The 21,104-nt window shown below is 68.2% G+C and carries 16 protein-coding genes; 10 read left to right on the plus strand and 6 right to left on the minus strand.

Translation table 11 applies throughout. The annotated features are described in order from the left end of the window. Positions 1-16 precede the first annotated feature (16 nt). The 3 genes from B9N75_RS00800 to B9N75_RS00810 all read right to left on the minus strand — a co-directional run bounded on the left by B9N75_RS00800 (position 17) and on the right by B9N75_RS00810 (position 7,930). On the minus strand, positions 17-979 hold the full coding sequence (locus B9N75_RS00800; protein WP_085217084.1) for a DUF2493 domain-containing protein: 963 nt from the start codon (positions 977-979) through the stop codon (positions 17-19). A 549-nt stretch (positions 980-1,528) separates the two neighbouring features. Beyond that, a complete protein-coding gene (locus B9N75_RS00805) occupies positions 1,529-3,568 on the minus strand; it encodes a ParB/RepB/Spo0J family partition protein (RefSeq protein ID WP_085217085.1) in 2,040 nt (679 codons plus the stop codon). 117 nt (positions 3,569-3,685) lie between these two features. Further along, a complete protein-coding gene (locus B9N75_RS00810; protein WP_172840775.1) occupies positions 3,686-7,930 on the minus strand; it encodes a strawberry notch-like NTP hydrolase domain-containing protein in 4,245 nt (1,414 codons plus the stop codon). Here B9N75_RS00810 and B9N75_RS14290 point away from each other — a divergent pair. The 9 genes from B9N75_RS14290 (at position 7,929) to B9N75_RS00855 (ending at position 15,982) form a co-directional block, all read left to right on the plus strand. Beyond that, a complete protein-coding gene (locus tag B9N75_RS14290) occupies positions 7,929-8,405 on the plus strand; it encodes a hypothetical protein (RefSeq protein WP_244552381.1) in 477 nt (158 codons plus the stop codon). The two genes, B9N75_RS00810 and B9N75_RS14290, sit on opposite strands and share 2 nt — an antisense overlap. 156 nt (positions 8,406-8,561) lie before the next feature. Next, on the plus strand, positions 8,562-8,765 hold the full coding sequence (locus B9N75_RS00820; protein WP_085219323.1) for a helix-turn-helix domain-containing protein: 204 nt from the start codon (positions 8,562-8,564) through the stop codon (positions 8,763-8,765). Then, positions 8,755-9,330, plus strand: coding sequence for a S26 family signal peptidase (locus B9N75_RS00825; protein WP_085217086.1), 576 nt, complete (start codon positions 8,755-8,757; stop codon positions 9,328-9,330). Before B9N75_RS00820 ends, B9N75_RS00825 begins: the two co-directional genes overlap by 11 nt. Positions 9,331-9,548: 218 nt before the next feature. Then, a complete protein-coding gene (locus B9N75_RS00830; RefSeq protein WP_244552463.1) occupies positions 9,549-10,118 on the plus strand; it encodes a lytic transglycosylase domain-containing protein in 570 nt (189 codons plus the stop codon). A gap of 22 nt (positions 10,119-10,140) precedes the next feature. After that, positions 10,141-11,877: a DUF3363 domain-containing protein gene (locus B9N75_RS00835; protein WP_085217087.1), complete on the plus strand. Its 1,737-nt coding sequence runs from the start codon at positions 10,141-10,143 to the stop codon at positions 11,875-11,877. Positions 11,878-12,016: 139 nt separating this feature from the next. After that, positions 12,017-12,427, plus strand: a complete 411-nt coding sequence (locus B9N75_RS00840; protein WP_197685140.1) for a response regulator transcription factor — start codon at positions 12,017-12,019, stop codon at positions 12,425-12,427. Beyond that, positions 12,424-13,527 (plus strand): YaiO family outer membrane beta-barrel protein, encoded by a 1,104-nt coding sequence (locus B9N75_RS00845; protein ID WP_085217088.1) that lies wholly within the window; start codon positions 12,424-12,426, stop codon positions 13,525-13,527. The genes B9N75_RS00840 and B9N75_RS00845 overlap by 4 nt, the downstream gene beginning before the upstream one ends. Next, on the plus strand, positions 13,524-14,564 hold the full coding sequence (locus B9N75_RS00850; RefSeq protein ID WP_085217089.1) for a HEAT repeat domain-containing protein: 1,041 nt from the start codon (positions 13,524-13,526) through the stop codon (positions 14,562-14,564). Before B9N75_RS00845 ends, B9N75_RS00850 begins: the two co-directional genes overlap by 4 nt. Then, the gene (locus tag B9N75_RS00855; RefSeq protein WP_085217090.1) at positions 14,561-15,982 is read left to right on the plus strand and encodes a glycosyltransferase family 2 protein; all 1,422 of its coding nucleotides are present in this window, start codon (positions 14,561-14,563) and stop codon (positions 15,980-15,982) included. The genes B9N75_RS00850 and B9N75_RS00855 overlap by 4 nt, the downstream gene beginning before the upstream one ends. Here B9N75_RS00855 and B9N75_RS00860 read toward each other — a convergent pair. The 3 genes from B9N75_RS00860 to B9N75_RS00870 are packed head-to-tail and all read right to left on the minus strand — an operon-like array spanning position 15,970 to position 18,760. Next, positions 15,970-16,248 (minus strand): Hpt domain-containing protein, encoded by a 279-nt coding sequence (locus B9N75_RS00860; RefSeq protein WP_085217091.1) that lies wholly within the window; start codon positions 16,246-16,248, stop codon positions 15,970-15,972. The two genes, B9N75_RS00855 and B9N75_RS00860, sit on opposite strands and share 13 nt — an antisense overlap. Further along, positions 16,245-16,607: a response regulator gene (locus B9N75_RS00865; protein WP_085217092.1), complete on the minus strand. Its 363-nt coding sequence runs from the start codon at positions 16,605-16,607 to the stop codon at positions 16,245-16,247. Before B9N75_RS00865 ends, B9N75_RS00860 begins: the two co-directional genes overlap by 4 nt. Then, complete coding sequence (locus B9N75_RS00870) at positions 16,607-18,760, minus strand: ATP-binding protein (protein WP_085217093.1); 2,154 nt, start codon at positions 18,758-18,760, stop codon at positions 16,607-16,609. The genes B9N75_RS00865 and B9N75_RS00870 overlap by 1 nt, the downstream gene beginning before the upstream one ends. 339 nt (positions 18,761-19,099) lie before the next feature. On the opposite strand from B9N75_RS00870, the gene B9N75_RS00875 reads away from it, so the two are divergent. After that, positions 19,100-21,103, plus strand: a complete 2,004-nt coding sequence (locus tag B9N75_RS00875; RefSeq protein ID WP_085217094.1) for a conjugal transfer protein TraG — start codon at positions 19,100-19,102, stop codon at positions 21,101-21,103. Position 21,104: the final 1 nt, after the last annotated feature.

Raw genomic sequence — 21,104 nt, forward strand, 5'->3', positions numbered from 1 at the left:
CCGGCGCGACTCGCGGTCAGACCGCAGCCGCAGCGCGCGCCGCCTGCTTGGGATTGGTGCCGCCCGGCCCGCGCCGGTCGACCACCGCGATGCGCTTTGCCTTAGCGTCGATCACCAGCCGCTCGAGCACGCCATTGCCCGAGAAGGCGACGACGTAGCGCGGGTCGAGCGCCAGCATCTGCTCGTTCCGGCGGAAGCCCGCGCGGGCGCCCAGACGCCGGTCGAGGGAAAAAGCGATCTGCGACACCTTGCGCTGCTCGGCCCACGAAGCGGCCAGACCGTCCGCGCCCTTGGTGTCGCCGCCATGGACGAGGACCATGTCAGGAACGCGGTCATAGACCTTGTCGAGCGTCGCCCAGATCGCGTCGCCATAGGCTTTGGCTTCGTCCGTAGTCGCAAAGGTCTGTCGTCCGCCACCGAAGACGATCGGCGTGCCTTCGGGCATCGCGGCGCGACGGCGGCTTTCGGCGCGTGCCTTGAGAAACGCACGCCCATCGACCACGGCGGATGTCAGACCCTCGCCATGATTGAAGCGCGAGCTACCTGCCGGACGCCAGGACGATCCGGTCTCGCGGGTGTAGAGCAAGGCCGCGGCTTCGCGAAAGCTCTCGAGACCGACCATCGCGGCCTCGGCGCCGCGTGCGCGGTCGATCTGCTTCTCGAGTTCGCCGGTATGGACTTCGGAGCCGTCGGCACTGGCGAGCAGGCATCGGATTTCGTCGGTCGCGCGATCGAGCTGGCCCGAGCGCTTGGACGCGGCGCGGTGGAAGAGATTGACGAGACCCCAGGCGAGCTCCTCGACATCCTCCTCGAGCGCGGTTCCTGGAAAGAGCGCGAACAGATCGGACCAGATGGCCGCGACGGTCTGCTCCACGGCGCCGGGATCCGGGAGGACATCGGTGGCGGCAATTTCGATCCGCGCGATATGGATATGGCCGAGCTCGAGTTGGGCGAGCTGGGCTGCGAGCGTCGTGTGCATGGCTTCGTCTCCTTCAAGGATGCGCCGGACCGTCCGGCGACGGGTGCCACCAGGCACGGCGGCGGTGCCCTCCCGCACCGGCGCGCCAGGCGCGCCGGGACACCCCCGGCCAAGGCCGGCGCGGGCAGCCCGCAAGGGCAACACGGGCCGCAGGTCGGCGGGTTGCGGGCGGCGGCGGCGAGGCGTGCAGGGCGACCCTCTGGCGCCGGTCGGCGCATCGCGAGGAGGGAGAGGACGTCCACCGGCACAGGTTGGGAGCGGTGAGAACTCCGGGCGGCGATCCATTCCGGCCGTCGGACCATCGGCGCCAATCTCCTGTGAAGCGCCGGAGGCCCGTCCGGACGGGCACCCTCCAGCTGTTCAGTGAGGCATCTCAGCTAGGTCCTGTGACCGGGGTCGATCGCGGCGGAAAGTTGGAAGGCGCCTGCATGTTCCGTTGGACGCTTCCAGTGGCCACTTCTCACAAGGTCCGGTCACCGCTCCCGGCCAGTGCCGGGAAAGCGGCGGCCGCTCGAAACCGAGCGGCCGCCGATATGGGGACAAATTCGCTCAGGCGGCTTCGCACTCAGGCGCACCGTCGCATGAGCCGCCCGATGCGATCTCGCCTGCAGGACGCCGCGCAGGGCCGTCACCCGTTTCGCCATCGGGGCCGTCCGCAAGGTCACTCTCGTCCAAGATCTCGACGAGATGCGCCGGCGGCTGGAAACGCATCGCGTCGGGCAGCCACGCAAGCGCGGCTTCCTTGACCGCGACGTCGGCGATGAAGTCACCCGCGAAGATACGCTCGCAGGACTGGGCGAGCTCCGCCTTCTTCGCCTTGTCGTACCGACGCGCAAGCTCGTCGCCGCCAACGGCAGCCAGTGCGCTCAAGGCTACGGCTTTGGGCACACGGTCGAAATAATTCGCGCCGGTGGGGCGCCACCAGGCGGCGACATCGATTCCGAGAAGGCCACCGAGATGATCGTGGAAAGCGCAGCGGTGCGCCGTTCCGCCAAGACTGGCGTCCAGGGTCGATGCGACGGCGTGGCCGAGCCACGCGCCGCGCGCCGGCTCGTCGAGCCTTCGGAAGGCGTCGAACCGTTCGGCGAGCGTGTCGCCCGCCAACCAGCTTCGATCCAGCCCATCGGCAGCCTGAGACCGCGCGATGCTTGCCGCCGCATCCGGCGTCGCGAAGTCGCCGATCGGATCGGCCACCGGCCCTGCGCGAAGCGCGAAGCCCGTCTGTTCCAGCGTCCGTGTCTCTGCCTTGACGACTGCGAGGAAGATCGCAAGATCGAGCGCGAGCGCGGGATCGGCAGCGATATGGACGGCGAGGATATCGCGTCGCTGCATCGTGAGTTCGTCGATCAGCCGCTGCGACAGGCCGCGCCCGGGCGCGGCATCGACAGTATCACTCACGCGATCATTGCCCTCCTCCGCCTCGTCGGCGGACGAAGGAGCAATCCGGAAGTAGCTGCGATGAAGGGCCGCCGTGCCGGTTTCGTCGATCAGCAGGAATGTGCCTGCTTGTGACTGCAGCTCCGGATCGAGCACAGGCGGCCGGTCGGTAATCGCGCGAAGGGCCTGCGATGCGTCCTGCACCGCGGCCTCGGCTTTCACTAGCTCGCTTTCGCTGCTGCGCTCGTCCTCGAGGATCGCGATCTGATCGGCGATCTCGGCCTCCAGGGCATCGATCCGCTGCACCTCCGCATCGGTCAAGGGCATCGGCGCCACATCGATCCGCTGGAGGCCCGCGACATGGTCGCCATTGACCCAGGGATCGAGGATCGGCCGGACGAACGCCAATTCCTGTTCGGAGGCGGCTGCATCGGCCAGCGCGGCGAGCTTCTCGCCGGCAAGACGATCGACGAGCGCGATATCGAGCCAGCGGGCCTCCGTCTCGTCGGCAAACAGATCTCGTTCGATGCGCCCGCCCGCCGCGACATAGGCGTCCTCGCCGACGAAGAGTGCGCGGCGATCGCCGGCCCGGATGCTGGCCTCCGTCATCATCCGGCGGATCGTGTCCGGGCTGGTGGCGCCATAACCGTTGGCCAGCTGCTCGTACACGTAGGCTTGCCGCTCACGATCGGCGCTGACGGCATAGGCCTTGGCGACATCGAGCGTGATTGCGCCGCGCGAGAGCGCATCGAACACGGGGGACGCGAGATCGGACAGGCGAAGGCGGCCCTCGACGAAGCGGACCGTAAGACCGAAGCGCCGTGCGACACCCTCGACATCGGCCCCGTCGGCGATCAGCTGACCGAAGGCGCGGCACTCGTCGGCAGCGGTCATCGAGAGCCGCTGAAAATTCTCCGCAAGACCGGCTTCGCGCATTGCGACCGGATCGGACTCGACGACGAGGCAGGGCACACCCGTGTCGGGTGCGATCGCGCCTTCCGCGGCCAGCGCCTGCAGCGCGGCGAGCCGCCGGTTGCCCGCCTCGACATGATAGCGGCCCTTGGGCTTCTTGGCCTTGCTGACCACCAGATTCTGAATGAGTCCGCGGCCGGCGATGTCGGCCTTGAGCTGGAGGTCGGCGGCCGCGTCGGCCGATTGCCGGACATTGCGGGGCGACGGACATAGCGTATCGAGAGGAAGCGAGACGATCATCGGTGGCACTCCTTCATGAGCCCGGCGCAAGCCACTCCTGCGCCTTCGGCTCACCCACCGCCCGCCTCCCTCCTCTCTCTTGCCCGGTGGCGGCTCGCCGCTGTGAAAGCCTCGCTGTCAGGCGGCCAGGCGCGTCAGGACCGCGTCCGCGCCCGTGACGGGCACGAAGAGCCGCGTCTGGTAGCGGATGATCTCGGTGAAGCAGCCCTGCGCCTTGAACCAGCCGAGGCGTGCCGCATCGAAGCCGGTGAGCTCCAGCCGGTAATTGTCGTTGACGCGGCTCCGCTTCACGACGAGCGCGCTGCCAGCCTGAAGCGGCAGCGGCGCGCCCCCCGCGAGCACGCTTCTTACGATGCTTGCCGCATCCTGGCTCTCGGGCAGATCGAGCCCGAGCCGCGCTGCGAGCTGCGCCAGCGCTGCTTCCGGCACGGCGCGGCCGAGCAGAGATCTACCATCGTCGGCGGCAATACGGATCACCTGCAGATGATCTTCGGGCAGCTTGTCCCAGACGGGAAGCAGCAGTCCCGTGGCAAGATGCAGGACCTCCGTTCGAGGCGTGGCGGCGATGGCTTCGGCTTCGGCGGCCCAGGCGGTGGCGAAGCGCTCGTCCGACGCTGGCTCCCAACAGGATTCCGCGAGTTGCTGGGACGTGAGATATTCGCGCTTTAGAGGCCGGATGAGCGCGACGCGAGATATTGCCGTGCCTTCGTCCGACAGGAAGCTTCGCGCCGGAATCCGAAGGGCAGCCTTTCCCGACCGGCTGTTCACCAAGCGCTGCATGCCGGCGCGGGTCCCATGGTCCCGTTCCAGTCCGGCAAGGCCGACAGGCCGTTGCCGGAACCTTGCCTCGAGGCGGAGCAGGTGGGTGGTGGCGCCGGACTTGGCGTCGGTGCGTAAGAGCCGGTCGTCCAGGACGTGGAAATCCTCGACCGCGAGCGTTTCCACACCGATATCGAGCGTGCCCGCCCCGCGCGCTGCAGCCACCCTTGCTTCGACGAGTGAAAGAAACTCGTCGAAGATGGCGTTCTGGAGCGTGATGCGAAAAGCCAGCAGGCGGTTCAGCCAGCGCTGGATGGGCGGGAGGTCCTCGCGCAACGCCCCACCCTCGATCGTGAGGCGCAGGCCCGAGGCCGCCTCGAAGGCGGTCAGCGCGATCGAGCGGAGCTTGCCGCGGTGGAGCAAGCGATACCAGCCAAGCAACGCCTCGCGCGCATAGGGGCTTTCGAGATTGTCGGCGGGGTCGAACAGATTCTGCCCCCCGGTCTGACGTTGCCCGCGGGTAAGCGCGCCCATCGCATCGAGCCGCCGCGCGATCGTCGAGATGAAACGGCGTTCGCCGCGAACGTCGGTGGTCACCGGCCGGAACAAGGGCGCGGCGGCTTGGCGCGTGCGATGGGTGCGACCGAGCCCCTGAATCGCGGCATCGGCCCGCCAGCCCGGTTCCAGCAGATAATGGATGCGGCGCTGCTGGTTCGCGGCATCAAGATCGGCATGATAGCTGCGGCCTGTCCCGCCAGCGTCGGAGAATACGAGGATGCGCTTGTCGCCGCGCATGAAGGCCTGCGCCTCGGCAAGGTTGACACCGGCGCCGCGGCGCTCGACCTTCTGGGCGCCATCACTGCCGATAATGAGCCGCTGCGTGCGGCCCGTGACTTCGGCAACCTGTGCGGTCCCATATATCTCGACGAGGCGATCGAGCGCCGTTGCAATCGGCGGCAGCGCGCACAGGCGCTCGATGAGATCGTCCCGGGACCGGACCGCCGCCTGGCAATGGACCGGTCGGCCTTCGGCATCGGACATCGGTTCGGAGCGCTGATTTCCCTCGGCATCCGTGAAGACGTTCATCAGGCGGGTCGGAAAGGCGGCCGCGAGATAGTCGATCACATATTCCCGAGGCGACGGGTCGATCGCAAGCGACGCCCGCTCGGCAGGGTCGAGGTCGGCCAGGCGCCTCGCGAGCATTGCCTCGCCGGTGGAGACGAGCTGGATGACGACGCTGTTGCCGGCAGCGAGGTCGGCGTCGATGGCGCTCAGCAGCGTCGGCAGCTTCATCGCGAGCAGCAGCTGCGCGAAGAAGCGCTGCTTGACGCTTTCGAAGCGCGAGATTGCTGCGGACCTGGCCTGCGGATTGAGCGTGTCGCCCGTCGCTGCATCGACGACGCGCGTCGCCGCCAAGGCGGCATCAAGATGATTGTGAATGATCGCCCAGGCGTCGGCGTAAGCATCGTAGACGGCGATTTGCGATCCAGTCAGCCGGTGTTCGAGGACATCATATTCGACCCCGGCAAAGGAGAGTGCGCGCGCGGTGTAGAGGCCCAGGGCCTTCAGGTCCCGCGCCACCAACTCCATGGCCGCGATACCGCCGGAGCGGATCGACGCGACAAATTGCGCCCTGTCTGCGAACGCCGTCTCGGCCCCCCACAGACCGAGCCTGGCGGCATAGGCCAAGTTGTTGATGTCCGACGCGCCGGTCGCCGATGCATAAAGGACACGCGCGCGAGCTAGCGAATTCTGGAGCCGGATGCCTGCAATGCCCTGCTCCGATCCTTTGACGGCACCACGCTTGCCTTCGCCGCCCGCCGCATTGGCCATGGCATGAGCTTCGTCGAAGGCGATCACGCCTTCGAAGCTGGTCCCTGCCCATTCCAGGATCTGCGCCAGACGCGTCGCGTCCCCGCGCCCCGATCGGAGCGTCGGGTAGGTGACGAAGAGAATGCCCGAGTGATGGATGGTGGCGCCGATTTTCCATGCCGAAAGCGGCTGGATGTCCATCGGCAGGCCGCCGAGCGCGGACCAGTCGCGCCGGGCATCTTCGAGCAGCGCCTCATTCTTGCTGATCCAGATATGTTTCGACTCCCCGCGAAGCCATCGATCGAGAATGACGCCGGCGACCTGACGCCCCTTTCCCGCGCCCGTTCCGTCCCCCAGGAAGAAGCCGAGCCGGTAGGTCTGACCGGCCGCGTCGGGTTGCAGGGTGCAGCCGTCGTCACACGCGAAAGTGCCCGGAAGGTCACGATCGAAAGCGGTTCCCGCATAGATCAGCGTTTCGAGCTGCGCGTCGGAGAGCAGTCCTTCTGCGACGAGCCGGCGAGGCAGATGCGGGACGTAAGCGGGCGGGGGCGCCGATATGGCGCCCATGGCCAGGGACTCGACGAGCGGCGTCGGATGCGCTGCAGCGCCCGCGAAGCGGATGCGGCTTGGCCTGTAGGGTAGATACTGGCCGACGGCATCGGCCGCGGCCGCCGCACTGACCAACACCGAATATCGCAGGGCTTCCACGTCGCCGCCTGCGATGGCGCGGCTCGGGGCGGCCTGCGGCTTTGGAGCGCTGGCGCAAAATGTCGGCAAGCGCCTGCAGCTGCGTGCGGTCGGTCGAGGCTCATTGCTTTGGACCGCGCGCTCGCGCGCCGGCAGGGCCTCGATCAATTCGCAGAGATGATCGAGGCTATCGGCCGCGATCGGGGAAGCGTTGGCGCCGGCAGCCGCCTTGTCGATGACGAGCAGCCGGACCGCGACGCCGGTGCCATGTCTCAGGAAAGGGCCACGCGCGATCAGCGCATCGAGCCGCGTCGTAGCCTTAACGCCGAACGCCTCGCTAGCCGCTATGCAGTCGCCATCTTGCCTGTAGTTCTCCGGCATGATTGCGACTAGCCGGCCTCCCTCCCGAAGCCGTGCAAAGGCCGAGACGAGGTGCCGCGCGGCGGCATGACGATCCGCCCCCCGGCCGAGGCTGCGCGCGAAGGGCGGGTTCATGAGGACGACGTCCGGCCTCAATACCGGATCAAGGAGGTCGTCGATGAGCTCCGCGTCATGCGGGAAGACCTTCGCCTCAGGAAAAGCCGCCCGCAGCCCTGCCGTCCGCCGGGGGCAAATCTCGTTGAGCAGCAGATTGCAGCCCGCGTGGTGGGCCGGCCAAGCGAGAAGGCCGTTGCCCGCGGAGGGCTCAAGGACGAGATCCGCGGCGTGCAACCTTGCCGCCCGCGATGCCAGATAGGCGAGCCCGAGCGGCGTCGAGAATTGCTGGAGCGCCACTTGGCGCTCGCTGCGAAAGCTCTGCACCGGTAGCTTGGAGGCGAACGCGCGAAGCGTTGCCAGCACATCCCGCGGCTGCTGGCTCGCAGAGATAAATTCCGGAGACGCCAGCAGGAGCGCGACTCCAAGCTCGAGAGCATCATAGGCCTCCCGAAGATTGTACGCGGCGTCTGCATCGCTCGCACCGGCGACAGCCGCCAGGACGGCGCTAAGATCACGCCGGTCAAGAGATTTGCGGGCTTTAAGCAGGTCGCGAAGCCGATAGGCCGCTTCGACATGAGGGGCAGATGACGTGAAACCGTTATCCGTCAGGAGGGGCACACTGGCCATGATGCGTCTCCGCGCTCGGCACCGCACCATCGCCGCACCGGTTCGGTCCGCCCGCGCTCCCTCCTCTCTGATCTCGCCGAATGGTGGATCGGCTATTCGCCGGAAGCTCGCCGGTCTTAGTGACAGATCCGATCAGTGCGACGACATGATCCCGTTGGCGGAGCGAAGCAGCGAAGGGGTATTCACCGCGCAGCAAAGGATCGTGACTATGCAGCCCGACAGAGAGCGTGCCGCCTCGGAATTCCGCCGCATGATGGGATGGATCGCGCTGGCCGGTGCCCTGATGGTCATCGCCTCGCTTTGCTACCTGTCCCTGTACGGTCCGCTCCGACTGCACATGGTGGTGGCGGCGATCGCCGGCATCTTCGTCTCGGTACTGCTCGGTTGCGGCCTGTTCGCCGCCGCCTTCTTCAGCGACAAGAGCGGCCATGACCGCGAAGTGACCGACGCGACGCGCCGCGAGCCGCGCGACTGAGCGGCCGCGCGTTTTCCCCCCTGATCGCCACGCCGCGGGGGGGCTCGAAAATGCCGCTCGCCAAATGCGAGCCTTACCGATGGCAGCAACGCCGCCGAAGACCGTCCAGCGACACTGACGGGACGACGAGGCGTGGCCGGTACCGACGACAGCATCATGCGTGCGCAGGCGGCGAAGCGCGGCTCGCCATTCCTAAACACCGAGCAGGCAGCGGCCTGGCTCAAGGTGTCGGCGAAACTCCTGAAGCGGATGCGCCGTCGCGCGGAAGGGCCACACTTCCGGCGGCACGGCCGCGTCGTCCGCTATCATATCGACGACCTGACGGCCTGGTCGGACGCAAGCGGACAGCATGGCGAGTGAGTGGCGCGCCCAGGTCTGCGACCGGCCGCTGAACGCGTGGGGGCGGGCATTACGCTCGAGCCGCCTCTCGCGCGCCCGGCGGCGACGCCTCCTCGTAGTCGCCACAGCCGCGATGGCGGCTCTTTCGGTACCGTCGGTCTTGACGCCTTCACCCGGCTTGCTCTGGAACGCGAGCGCCAGCGTGCCGACGGGCCTCTATGTCGTCACCAAGCGCGCAGGATGGCGGAAAGGAGATCTCGTCGCGGCCCGGTTGCCCGCTGCGTCGCGCACGCTCGCCAGCGCGCGCAACTATCTCCCGGCTGGACTGCCCGCGCTCAAGCGTGTGGCCGCCATATCCCCCGACCATCTCTGTGCACGAAGCGACAGATTGTTCGTGAACGGCGCACTCGTCGCGCTTCGCCGCAGCGCGGATCGCGCGGGCCGTGCCTTGCCGCACTGGCAGGGTTGTCGTCGGCTCGCCCCGGACGAACTGTTGTTGCTGGCACCGGCGTCCCATTCCTTCGACGGACGCTATTTCGGTCCCAGCCATCGCCGGGACATCATTGGACTGGCCCGCAAATGGTGATGCCCGCGAGCGCGGCATCGCCGGTCGGCCCAGCCATCGGCCGACGACGGTGGGTCCGCGCTTGGGTCGGCGCAGTCTTCGGCGTTTTGGCCCAGGTTGCGAATGGCGGAGCCGGCGCAACCGAAGCCGACCCGGCGATACCGATTACCGATCCGCCAGTTTCGCACAGTCATGGTCGTCCGGCCGCGGCGGGCGAAGCCCGGTCGCGCCATCCCGCCATTGTCCGCTGGCATGTCGAAATAGCGGCCGCCTCGGCGCGCTTCGGCGTTCCCGAAGCCTGGATCGAGCGGGTGATGCTGGCCGAAAGCCGCGGCCGGACAACGCACGGCGGCGCGCCGATACGGTCGCGCAAGGGCGCCATGGGCCTCATGCAGCTGATGCCCGGCACCTGGGCGGAGCTCCGGGACCGCCACACGCTCGGTCCCGATCCCGACCATCCGCCCGACAATGTCGCTGCCGGTGCGGCCTATCTGGCGGAGATGTATCGGCGGTTCGGCTATCCCGGCCTGTTCGCGGCCTATAATGCCGGCCCGGACCGTTATGCGCGCCATCTCGCAACGGGCGCTCCGCTTCCGGCCGAGACGCGGGCCTATCTCGCTGCGGTAGCGCCGGACGCCAGCGGATCCGGGCGTGGCGTCCGTGCCGGCGCCGCGGCCGGGGCCCCGACCACTACTCAACCTCCGGATCGGCTGCTCGTGGTTCTGCAGCGATCGCCCCGCCTGGACGCTGACGAGACTGGCGGAGTCGACGCGCCCGACCCGCTGTTCGTGATCCGGCCCGTTCGCTGATGCCTGCAGGGCGAGCGTCGCGATGGCCGACGACGATTTCGAACCCCGCCTGGGCAGGATCGGCAGCAAGGGCAAAGGTCGGGGCTTCAAGAGCCGCGTCGCCGCCGCAGTCAGGCTGGCGCGTTCGGGCGCGCCCAAGCGCGCCGTCCGTTTCGACGGCAGCCGCATCGGCCGCGGTGCGGGCACCGCGCGCTTTCTTGGTTCCCGCGACAGGCTCGCGCGCTTCCGCGCGCGCCGGGTAATCATCAAGACCAGTCTCGTCCGGCTCGCCGGTCCGGGCCTTGCCGCCGCGCGGGCGCATCTCCGCTACATCCAGCGCGATGGCGTCTCCAGTCCCGGGGAGACGGGTACGCCTTATGGCCCGGACAGCGATCACGCGCCTGCCGAACCATTCCTGGCACGCGCCTCCGCCGACCGGCACCAGTTCCGCTTCATCGTCTCGGCCGAGGACGGCGCGGCATATCCGGACCTCAAGCCTTTCGTTCGCACGCTCATGGCCGAGGCCAGCACGGATCTGGGCACGCGGCTCGACTGGATCGCGGTCGATCATCGCGACACCGGGCAGCCGCACAGCCATATCCTACTGCGCGGCGTCGACCAGAATGGCGCCAATCTGGTCATCGCCCGCGACTATATCGCGCATGGCCTTCGCGCACGGGCATCGGACATCGTTACGCGCGATCTCGGTCCCCGCGCCACGCTCGAGATCGAGCAGCGGCTGCGCCGCGACATGGGCGCAGAACGGCTGACGCCAACGGACCGGAGCCTCCTCGCCCGTGCCGGCGCGGACCGGATCGTGACGGCGAACGACCGCGATCCGTTTCGGCGCTCGCTGAACGCCGGCCGCCTCAAGACCTTGATCGCGCTGGGTCTCGCCGAGGATATCGGCGGCGGCCGCTATCGGCTCGCCGAGGGCCTCGACGCGACGCTCCGCACGATGGGCGAGCGCGGCGACATCGTCCGCACGATGCAGCGCGCTCTGACCGCCAAGGGCCGGGACGTCCGCACGGCCGACATTGCGATCGGAGAGCGCGGCACGATCATCGGACGGGTGCTTGCCCGCGGTCTCGCCGACGAGCACCGCGACCGCCATTATCTCTTGATCGACGGCGTGGATGGCCGCCTCCATCACGTCGACATCGGTCGCGGCGACGCGAACGCGCCGACGCCCGAGAATGCTATCGTCCAGGTCCGGGCACCTCCTGCGCCCGCCGGGGACGGCGCCCGCCGTCAGACCGCGGACCGCGTCACTCTGCTTGCGACCGGCGATCTCGCCCAGCTTGCCGGCGCGGAAGGCGCGACCTGGCTCGATCGCACGCTTGCTGCAAAAGCGCCGCTCATCGTTCGCGACACGGGGTTCGGACACGAGCTCCGCAATGCGCTGGAGCTGCGCCGGCGGTGGCTCGTCGCCCGCCAGCTCGCCATCGAGACCGGCGGCACCGTACATCTGCGCGCGGATGCGATCCGCCAGCTGGAGCGACAAAGCCTTCGCGCCGCGGCGGCGCCGATCGCCGCCGCCCTCGGCAAACCACACACGCCGGCCGGCCGCGACATGCCGGTCGAAGGCCGTCTCACCCGGCGCATCGATCATCCGGGCGGAAGCTATGCGCTCGTCGAGCGTGCCCACGACTTCACGCTGCTGCCCTGGAAGCCGTCACTCGAGCGTAAGCTCGGGCAGCACATCAGCGCCAGGGTGCGAAGCGACGGTGGCCTCGCCTGGTCGGACGGCCGCAAGCGGGGCAGGCCCGCGCTGGGCTGAAGCTTGCGCTTTGCCGCGCACCAGCGACCCCGGCGCGGGATGCTCCTTTGCACCCTCGGATCGGAAATCGTGGTTAACCCCCGCCTCACCCGGCACGCTTACGCAACGAAACGTCGAAAGAGGTATTGATGTCCTCAATATGGGTGAGCACCCGGGTAGCGGATTGAGAATTGTGGGCGACCGAAAAATCCTTGTCTGCGACGACGACGATCTGCTCGTCGATCTGCTCGAGCACCGGCTTGGCGCGCGGGGCTTCGAAGTGATCGTGGCGCGCGATGGTGGCGAAGCGGTCGCGGCTGCCAGCAGTGAAAGACCGGATGCGATCGTGCTCGACGCGATGATGCCCGTGCTCGACGGCCATGAGGTGCTCCGCCGCTTGGGCAGGCGCGAGGAGACGGCGTCGATCCCCGTGATCATGCTGACCGCGCGCAAGCAGGAGAAGGACATATTGAGCGCACTGGAGCTCGGAGCCCGGGATTATCTCGTGAAGCCGTTCATTCCCGAAGAACTGATCACGCGCCTCAACCGGGTGATAGAGGCCAAGGCATGAGAGCGGCGATCCTGCCGCTCGCGGCCGCGTTGATGGCCGCGCCGCTCCCTGCGCAGACCCTCACGCCCGAACTTGCCTATCGCGAGGCCGTCGCGGCGCGGCAGAGCGGCGACGCGCAGCGCGCCGTGGATCTGCTGGGACCCCTCGTCGCTGCGGACCCCGCGAACGCGGATGCGCAGGTCCAGCTGGGCTATGCCCTCCTGGCGCTCGACCGCACCGACGATGCGGAACGGGCCTTCCAGTCGGCGCTCGCGGCGGCGCCCGGCTATGCCGACGCGCACATCGGCCAGGCCCGGATCGCACAGCGCCGGGGCGATCGCGCCGCAGCGCTGCGCGCGCTTTCGCCCGTCGGCCGGGACAATGCAGACGCCGAGGCGCTGCGCGCGCAGCTGCGCGCCCCGGGCGAGGCCTATCTCTGGTCGCTCGACATCGACGGAGGCTACAGCTTTGTCGAGGATCCGCAGCCCGATTGGCGTGAGGGGAGTTTGCAGATCCGCCGCCAGGCGAACGGCCGGACCGGTCTTCACGGCCGCGCGGAGATCGCGCGCCGCTTCGGAAACAGCGATGTCTACGCCGAACTCGGCCTTGATCACCGTTTGTCGGACCGCGCTCGCATCTATCTCACCCTGGGAGGCACGCCGGGGGCGGATTTCCGTCCCCGCTACCAGATCGGCGCCGGAGGATCGGTCCGCATTTCGGACGGCGGCGACGCGACCGCCCTGACCCTCGATGCGCGCCAGGCCGAATTCGCGGGCGGCGATGTTCAGACGCTCGCGCCCGGGATCGAGCAATATTTCGCCGGGGGGCGCCTCTGGCTGACCGCTCGCTGGATCCATCTGTTCGACGAGACGGGCAGGCATCAGTCGGGCTATCTCGTCCGGGCCGATGGCCAGGCCACCGACCGCCTCCGCCTTTTCGCCGGGCTGAGCGATGCGCCCGACACGTCCGAAGGTCTCGTCATCGACACGCGCAGCTTTTTCGGCGGCGTGAGCTTCGATGTCAGTTCGACCACCACGCTGCGCCTGTCGCTCGCCCATGAGGATCGCGACACCGGTGCGGACCGCACCCAGATCGGTCTGGGGCTGGGTCTTCGCTTTTGACCGAGCTGCTCCTCATCTGGGAGCTTTCGCTGCTGCTGGCCGGGACCGCGCTGGCCATGATGATCGCGCTCATGATCGCGCGCGTCGTCACCCAGCGCCGGGACGAGAAGCGGCGGCGTCATGGCCGTCAGCTGGCGCACAATCTGATGCGGGGCGCCCCCCTTTCCGCGCAAGAGCTGAAGGCTTTGCCCCGCAACCTCGTCGCCGAGACATTTCTAGACCTGATCCGGCTCGTTCGCGGCGACGAGCGCGCATCCTTCGTCGCGCAGGCGCAACAGCTTGGCGTTGCCGAGCATCTCGGCCGGCTGACCCGCTCGGCCTCGGCGCGGCGGCGGCTGGTCGCGGTACAGTCGCTCGCGCAGTTCCACGACGAGGAAAGCCTTCGGCGGCTTCATGCATCGCTCGAAGATCACAACCAGGATGTTCGTCTCGCCGCGGCCCTGTCGCTTGCCGAGGCGGGCGAGGCCGACGACATCCATGCGCTGATCGGCCGGCTCGGCCTTGGCGACGGCCAGGATTCGATGATGATGGTGACGCTCTTCCGCATCATCGCCGAAGATCGGCCTGACGAGATCAAGGCGCTGGTGCTCGATGACCGCACCAACCGTCAGGCACGCCTTGCCGCAATCGAGGCGCTCGCCACGACTGGCGATTATTCGCTCGTCCCCGCGATCGCCCGGCTCGCACTCGACGCGCCGGACGATTCGGAGGAACTGCCGCGCTATCTGCGCGCACTTGGCCTGCTCGGTCATCCCGCGGCGCGCGACGCGATCCTGGACGGCCTGCAACGCCGATCGGTGAGCGCCCGCGCCGCAGCAGCGGCCGCGGCGGGAAAGATCGGCCTCGAGGAGGCCGCCGACCGGCTGACGGCGCTTCTCGACGATCGCGAGTGGTGGGTGCGGTTCCGCGCGGCCGAGGCGCTCATGGCGTTCGGCAAATCCGGGGCGACGCGGCTTCGCGAGGCGGCCTGTCTCGGATCGATCGTCGCGCGGGATGCCGCCGCCACGGTGCTGGCGGAACGGGGCGAGGCACGATGACCCCGGAGCTTCCGGCCTGGACGATGGCCGCCGCCGAGGTCATCGCGCTGCTGATCATCCTTGCCGGACTCATTCAGGTGACGCTCTACGTCATCCAGCTCGCCATGGCAGGCTGGGCCCTACACAAGCGCCCGCCCACCGTGTCGACCGCGGATCTTTGGCAGCGCTACGCCGATCTGGCGCCCCCGATCGCGATCATCGCCCCCGCCTATAATGAAGCGCTGACGATCGTGGAGAGCACCAAGGCGCTGCTCGCGCTTCATTATCCCGACTTCGAAGTCATCGTCGTCAACGACGGATCGAAGGACCGCACGCTGGACGTGATGATGGACGCCTTTGGCGTGCGCCCCGTGCGGCGCTACCATGACACGGCCGTCCAATGCCGGACGATCCGCGGCATCTATGCCAACCCCGACATTCCCAGGCTGATCGTGGTCGATAAGGAGAACGGAGGTAAGGCCGATGCGATGAACGCGGGCATCAATGTCGCCCGCGCGCCGATCATCTGTGTCATCGACGCCGATACCCTGCTGGAGCCGGACGCCTTGATCCGCGCGGTCCGGCCGTTCGTCGAGGAGCCCGTCAAGACCGTCGCGGTGGGCGGCACGATCCGCATCGCGAACGGCTGCCGCGTCGAAGATGGCCGCGTGATCGAAGGGCGGCTGCCGCGCAATTTTCTCGCGCTCGTCCAGACGGTCGAATATTTGCGCGCCTTCCTGATGGCGCGGCTCGGGCTCAGCCAGATGCAGGCGCTGATGATCATATCGGGCGCCTTCGGACTGTTCCGTCGCAGCACGGCCGTGGACGTCGGCGGGTTCAGCCAGAACACGGTCGGCGAGGATTTCGAGCTGGTGGTGAAGCTGCACCGCCACTTGCGCGACCGGAAGCAGGATTATCGCGTCACCTACATCCCCGACCCAGTGAGCTGGACCGAAGCACCCGAAACCCTGAAGATCCTTGGCGGCCAGCGCGCGCGCTGGCAGCGCGGCAGCCTGGAGACCTTCTTCAAGCATCGCGACATGTGCTTCAACCCCCGCTACGGCCGCATTGGTTTCCTGGGTATGGGGCAAGTGCTCGTCGTCGACGTGATCGGCCCCCTCGTCGAGGTCGCGGGCTATCTTCTGATACCCTTGCTCTGGGCCCTCGGACTCATCGCCTTCGACTATGTCCTGGCGTTCGCCGCCGTCGTGTTTTCCTTCGGTGTCTTCGTCAGCGTGGCGGCGCTTGTGCTGGAGGAAGTGCAGCTGCGCCGACTGCCCCGCGCACGCGATCTCGCCATCCTCACCTTCGTCGCTGTGCTGGAGAATTTCGGCTATCGCCAGATCAACAATCTCTGGCGCGTGAAGGGTTACTGGCAATTCCTACGCAAGCAGCAGGGCTGGGGCGAGATGACACGCAAGGGCTTTCAAAGCCCCTGATCGATCCCGCGCAGAAGGGCTGCAAGCGCGACGACAGCACCGACCGGGCTCCCCCCGGCGTCGATCTCTTCCTCGATCGAACGGGCGGCGTCGCCGATCCCGGGATGGCCGAACATGCCGGCGCGGCCGGCAAGTCCGTGCGCTCGTTCGCGCACCGCGTCCCAGTCGCCCGCGCCGGCGGCGCGCTCAAGCCCGGCCGCGTCCTCGGCGGCGCGCGCCGCGAAACGCATCTTCAGGGCCGCCATTTTCGCCTCGAAGTCCGTCATCCGAGCGCATCCCGCGCCTGGCGCCCGAGAGTCATGGGATCGAATGGCTTGGCGATCACGCCTTGAGCCCCGAGCGCACGAAGTTGCGCCACCTCCTGCTGCTGAGTGCGGGCGGTGACGAACAGCACGGGCGTATCGGCAGTTGCGGGACGCTGGCGAAGCCGCGCCAGCACGGCGGGTCCGTCCATCTGCGGCATCATCACGTCGAGCAGGATCAGGTCGGGATGCCATTCCGTCACGACTGCAAGCGCCTCGGCGCCGGAGGCGCAGCTTCTGACCTCGAAACCGGGCTCCAGCTCCAGCGCCATGGCTGCCACCTCGCGGATGTCCGCCTCGTCGTCGACATATAATATGCGCATCACATCCGACCTTCCGTCGCCTGTCCGTCTCGCGCCAGCCGCAGCACATCCTCGACGAGCCGTTCCAGCGCGACGCGCGACTTGATCAGCACCGCGTCTGCTTCGCCCAGCCGCGGCGACTCCGTTTCCTGTGCCGTGAACACGATGACGGCGCTGTCGCCATTCTCGCGAACGGCCGGAATGAGATCGAGGCCGTTGCCGTCCTCCATGCCGATGTCGAGGATCACGGCATCGAAGACATAGCGGCGCAGCGATGCCCGGGCCTCGACCATGCTCGGTGTCGAATGGACCTGGCCGCGTCCCTCGAACAGCTCCGCGACCACCCGGAGCATATCGGGATCGTCGTCGACATGGAGGATCAAAGGCAGGCCCTTGCCGTCGAGGCGGCCCAGCGGCTCGTCCACCTTCGCCGGGCGCGCAGCGACGGGCGGCGGCAAATCGACATGGAATGTCGTGCCCTGCCCTGCCTGCGTCTCGAACTGCACCGAGCCGCCAAGCCGAGCGACGATCTCGCGCACGATGCTGAGGCCGAGGCCCGTGCCCCCTTTCTGCCGGGTATCGGACGAGTCGGCTTGCGCGAATTTCGTGAAGATGCGCGACTGGAACGCTTCAGGGATGCCTGGTCCCTCGTCGGTGATGCTGACCCGCCAGAACGTGCCGTTCGGAGTCACCGCGATCCGCACCGCGCCGCCGGGCGGCGAGAATTTCGCAGCATTCGACAGGAGATTGGTGAGGACCTGCATCAACCGGTCCTCATCGCCGAGCACGACGGCATCCTCGCGGACCGGCCCGAGAAACAGGGTGGCATCCTGCTCGGCGGCATAAGCCTTGTTCGCCTCGACGGCCTGCGCGAGCAACGGCGCCAGCGCGAGCGGACGGAGGTCGAACGTCATGCGTCCGGCCTCGATCTTCTCGATATCCAGAATGTCGTTGATGAGGCGAATGAGCCGCGCGCAGTTCGACCGGGCGATTTCTACCAGGCGCGCGACGGATGGCGGTACCGTCCCCGCCGCCCCGCCGGCCACGAGCCCGAGCGAGCCTGCGATCGATGTCAGCGGCGTCCGCAATTCGTGGCTCACGGTCGACACGAATTCCGTCTTCATGCGGTCGACCTCCTTGCGCTCGCTGATGTCGCGCAGGATCGCGAGGAACCGGACATCGTCCGGCAGCTGCACCGGGCTGATCGACACTTCGGCCGGAAATACCGCGCCGTCCTTGCGGCGCCCCATGAACTCCTGGAATTCGGTCGATGCGGTGCCGCGCCGGGCCCTCAGCCGCTTGAGAAAGGTCTCGACGACGCCGCGATCCGGCGCTGCATCGAACAGGATGCCGACATCGCGGCGCTGGAGATCGCCGTCGTCATAGCCGAACATGCGCGCGGCCGCGGGGTTGAAGCTCTCGATGCCGCCACTCGGATTGAGCACGATCATGCCGTCCTTCGCGCCGTCGAAGATGGCCTCCTGGCGCGCGGCGAGATCCTCGATGCGGCGCAATGCCGCATTGCGCTCGCGCGCCTGGCGAAGGGCAATCGCCGCCGCCAGCGCCAACAGCAGGACGAGCATGAGCTGTAGCGACAGCGATCGGCTTTTCAGCCGGTCGCGGGCCTCCACGACACTGGCGGTGCGCGCCGCGAGCTGGGCCTGCTCATGCCGGTCCATGCGCGCGATCACGGTCCGGATCTCGTCCATCAGCCCCTTGCCGCGACCCGCGCCGACGAGACGCCGCGCTTGGTCGGCACGGCCCTGCTGGGTCAGGCGCACCACATCGTCGGCGAACGCGCGCTTCCTTTGCGACGCCTGCCGCAATGCCGACAGATCGGCAGCGGCGCTGGCGCCTGCCAGCTCGCTCGCGGAAAGGCCGCGGAACGCCCGATCCAGCGCGCTGCCAGCGGCCTCATAGGGTTCGAGAAAGCGCCGGTCGGACGTCAACGCGAAGCCGCGCTGTCCCGTCTCGATATCCTGGTGCAACGACAGGATCCGCTGGAGCCGGGACCGGCTTTCGTACGAGCGGATGACGTCGCCGCGGAGGGCTTCGGTCTCGGCGAAGCCCCGCGAAACGAGCAGCGTCAGGATCGCCAGAAAGATCGGCACCACCGCCAGGGCGATAACCTGCCAGATCAGATTCTTACGGCCCATCACCTTAAGCAGAGCCATTCGCCTCGCTGCCTATCCGGGACAAGCGTCCTGCATAAGCAGGTCCATGCAAGGCGGCAAATTTCCAGGATCGCCGCAGCCATATTCTCGCATGATGCGGTGGCCGTCCGGCGGACCGGCCCGGCTCGATTGCCGGCGCCGGCTCGACCCCTCCCGTCGCCGTTGCGCCGACAGCAGGGCGTCGTCTGCCGCCCGCATGAGACGACGTCGCCGGGCCGCCGGACCCCAATGTCCCGCAACGGGCCCGAAAGTCCCCGTACGGCATCTCATCGCGCGGCGCCCGATCGGCCACCTTGAGCCCGCAGCCGTCGAATCCCCGCCGGCCGCGGACTCGAAGCGATGACCCCCACCAAACTCCTTGTCGGCCAGATCCTCGTGACGCTCGCGATCGTCGTCGCGGGCCTGTGGATCGCGACCCAATGGGTTGCCGGCGCGCTTGGCCATCAAAGCGAGCTCGGACCCGCCTGGTTCGAATTGTTCGAACGGCCCGTCTATCATCCCTGGTCGCTCTTCCCCTGGTGGTTCCGCTTCGAGGCCTATGCGCCCGGGGTGTTCGACACCGGCGGCGCCATCGCCGGCGCAAGCGGCTTCGCGGGTTGCGCCGCGGCGATCGCCGGGTCGCTGTGGCGCGCACGCCAGGCGCGCCACGTCACCACCTACGGCTCGGCGCGCTGGGCGGACCGGCGCGACGTCCGCCGCGCCGGCCTTCTCGCACCCGACGGCGTCATGCTCGGCCGGTACGACGGCGAATACCTCCGCCACGACGGGCCCGAGCATATCCTCGCCTTCGCGCCGACCCGCTCGGGCAAGGGCGTCGGCCTCGTCGTCCCTACCCTCCTCAGCTGGACCGGCTCGGCGGTGGTCCACGACATCAAGGGCGAAAACTGGCAGCTCACCGCCGGCTGGCGAAACCGCTTCTCGCACTGCCTCTGCTTCAATCCGACCGACGCGCGATCGGCGCGCTACAATCCGCTGCTCGAGGTCCGCCGCGGCGCGCTCGAAGTCCGCGACGTCCAGAATATCGCCGACATCCTGGTCGACCCGGAAGGCGCGCTCGAACGGCGCAACCATTGGGAGAAGACCAGCCACGCGCTTCTCGTCGGCGCGATACTCCACGTCCTCTACGCGGAGGCCGACAAGACCCTGGCGGGCGTCGCCGCCTTCCTCTCCGATCCCAAGCGGCCCTTCACCGCGACGCTGAAGCGGATGCTCAAGGCCAATCATCTCGGCTCCGACGCAGCGCCGGTACCGCACCCGGTGGTCGCCGCGGCGGCGCGCGAACTCCTCAACAAGAGCGAGAACGAGCGCTCCGGCGTGCTTTCGACGGCGATGAGCTTCCTCGGTCTCTACCGTGACCCGACCGTAGCCGCGGTAACCTCGGACTGCGACTGGCGGATCGCCGATCTCGTCGAAGCCGCGGCGCCGGTGACGCTCTATCTCGTCGTACCGCCCTCGGACATCAGCCGCACCAAACCGCTCGTCCGGCTCATCCTCAACCAGATCGGCCGGCGCCTGACCGAGACGCTGCCCGGCGCGGACGCGCCGCGCCATCGCCTGCTCCTGATGCTCGACGAATTCCCCGCGCTCGGCCGCCTCGACTTCTTCGAGACCAGCCTCGCCTTCCTCGCCGGCTATGGCGTCCGTGCCTTCCTCATCGCCCAATCGCTCAACCAGATCGAAAAGGCCTATGGCGAGCACAATGCTATCCTCGACAATTGCCACCTGAGGATCGCCTTCGCCGCCAATGACGAGCGGACCGCGGGGCGCATCTCGGACACGCTCGGCACCACCACCGAGCAGCGTGCAATGCGCAATTATGCCGGCCACAGGCTCGCGCCCTGGCTCGCCCATGTCATGGTCAGCCGCCAGGAGACAGCGCGTGCACTGCTGACGCCGGGCGAAGTCATGCAGCTCCCGGCAGACGCCGAAATCATCTTCGCAGCGGGAGCGCCGCCGGTCCGCGCACACAAGCTACGCTACTATGAAGAACCCGCACTGGCGCGCCGCGTCGTCGACCCGCCCGTCCCGGGCCGCTCTGCCGACCTGCCGCCGCGGCGCGGCCACGACTGGACGGCCGCGCCGGCAGGCCAGCCATGCGCAGCGGCCGAACCCGTCGCCGCCAACGGAGCAGACGGCGGTCTCGAGCAGTCGCGGATGCCGCCGCTCGACTTGCCGGCCGCGCCCGCCCCGGAGCCGGCCGCCGACCCGCTCGGGCTCGGTGAGGAGGAACTCGACGCGGCCGGCGACGGCGAACTCGCGCGCTTCCGGGCGCTGAGCGCAACGCGCGCCTTCGGCGTCGACCAGGCGCTGGCGCCGTCCCAGCAGATGCTCCCGGGTTTCTGAG

The organism is Allosphingosinicella indica, from assembly GCF_900177405.1.
GTDB lineage: Bacteria > Pseudomonadota > Alphaproteobacteria > Sphingomonadales > Sphingomonadaceae > Allosphingosinicella > Allosphingosinicella indica.

Excerpts from the sequence above, each read along its gene's own strand:
- B9N75_RS00800 (WP_085217084.1), bottom strand. The coding sequence starts at position 979 with ATGCACACGACGCTCGCAGCCCAGCTCGCCCAACTCGAGCTCGGCCAT.
- B9N75_RS00805 (WP_085217085.1), bottom strand. The coding sequence starts at position 3,568 with ATGATCGTCTCGCTTCCTCTCGATACGCTATGTCCGTCGCCCCGCAAT.
- B9N75_RS14290 (WP_244552381.1), top strand. The coding sequence starts at position 7,929 with ATGATGCGTCTCCGCGCTCGGCACCGCACCATCGCCGCACCGGTTCGG.
- B9N75_RS00810 (WP_172840775.1), bottom strand. The coding sequence starts at position 7,930 with ATGGCCAGTGTGCCCCTCCTGACGGATAACGGTTTCACGTCATCTGCC.
- B9N75_RS00820 (WP_085219323.1), top strand. The coding sequence starts at position 8,562 with ATGCGTGCGCAGGCGGCGAAGCGCGGCTCGCCATTCCTAAACACCGAG.
- B9N75_RS00825 (WP_085217086.1), top strand. The coding sequence starts at position 8,755 with ATGGCGAGTGAGTGGCGCGCCCAGGTCTGCGACCGGCCGCTGAACGCG.
- B9N75_RS00835 (WP_085217087.1), top strand. The coding sequence starts at position 10,141 with ATGGCCGACGACGATTTCGAACCCCGCCTGGGCAGGATCGGCAGCAAG.
- B9N75_RS00840 (WP_197685140.1), top strand. The coding sequence starts at position 12,017 with ATGGGTGAGCACCCGGGTAGCGGATTGAGAATTGTGGGCGACCGAAAA.
- B9N75_RS00845 (WP_085217088.1), top strand. The coding sequence starts at position 12,424 with ATGAGAGCGGCGATCCTGCCGCTCGCGGCCGCGTTGATGGCCGCGCCG.
- B9N75_RS00855 (WP_085217090.1), top strand. The coding sequence starts at position 14,561 with ATGACCCCGGAGCTTCCGGCCTGGACGATGGCCGCCGCCGAGGTCATC.
- B9N75_RS00860 (WP_085217091.1), bottom strand. The coding sequence starts at position 16,248 with ATGACGGACTTCGAGGCGAAAATGGCGGCCCTGAAGATGCGTTTCGCG.
- B9N75_RS00865 (WP_085217092.1), bottom strand. The coding sequence starts at position 16,607 with ATGCGCATATTATATGTCGACGACGAGGCGGACATCCGCGAGGTGGCA.
- B9N75_RS00870 (WP_085217093.1), bottom strand. The coding sequence starts at position 18,760 with ATGGCTCTGCTTAAGGTGATGGGCCGTAAGAATCTGATCTGGCAGGTT.
- B9N75_RS00875 (WP_085217094.1), top strand. The coding sequence starts at position 19,100 with ATGACCCCCACCAAACTCCTTGTCGGCCAGATCCTCGTGACGCTCGCG.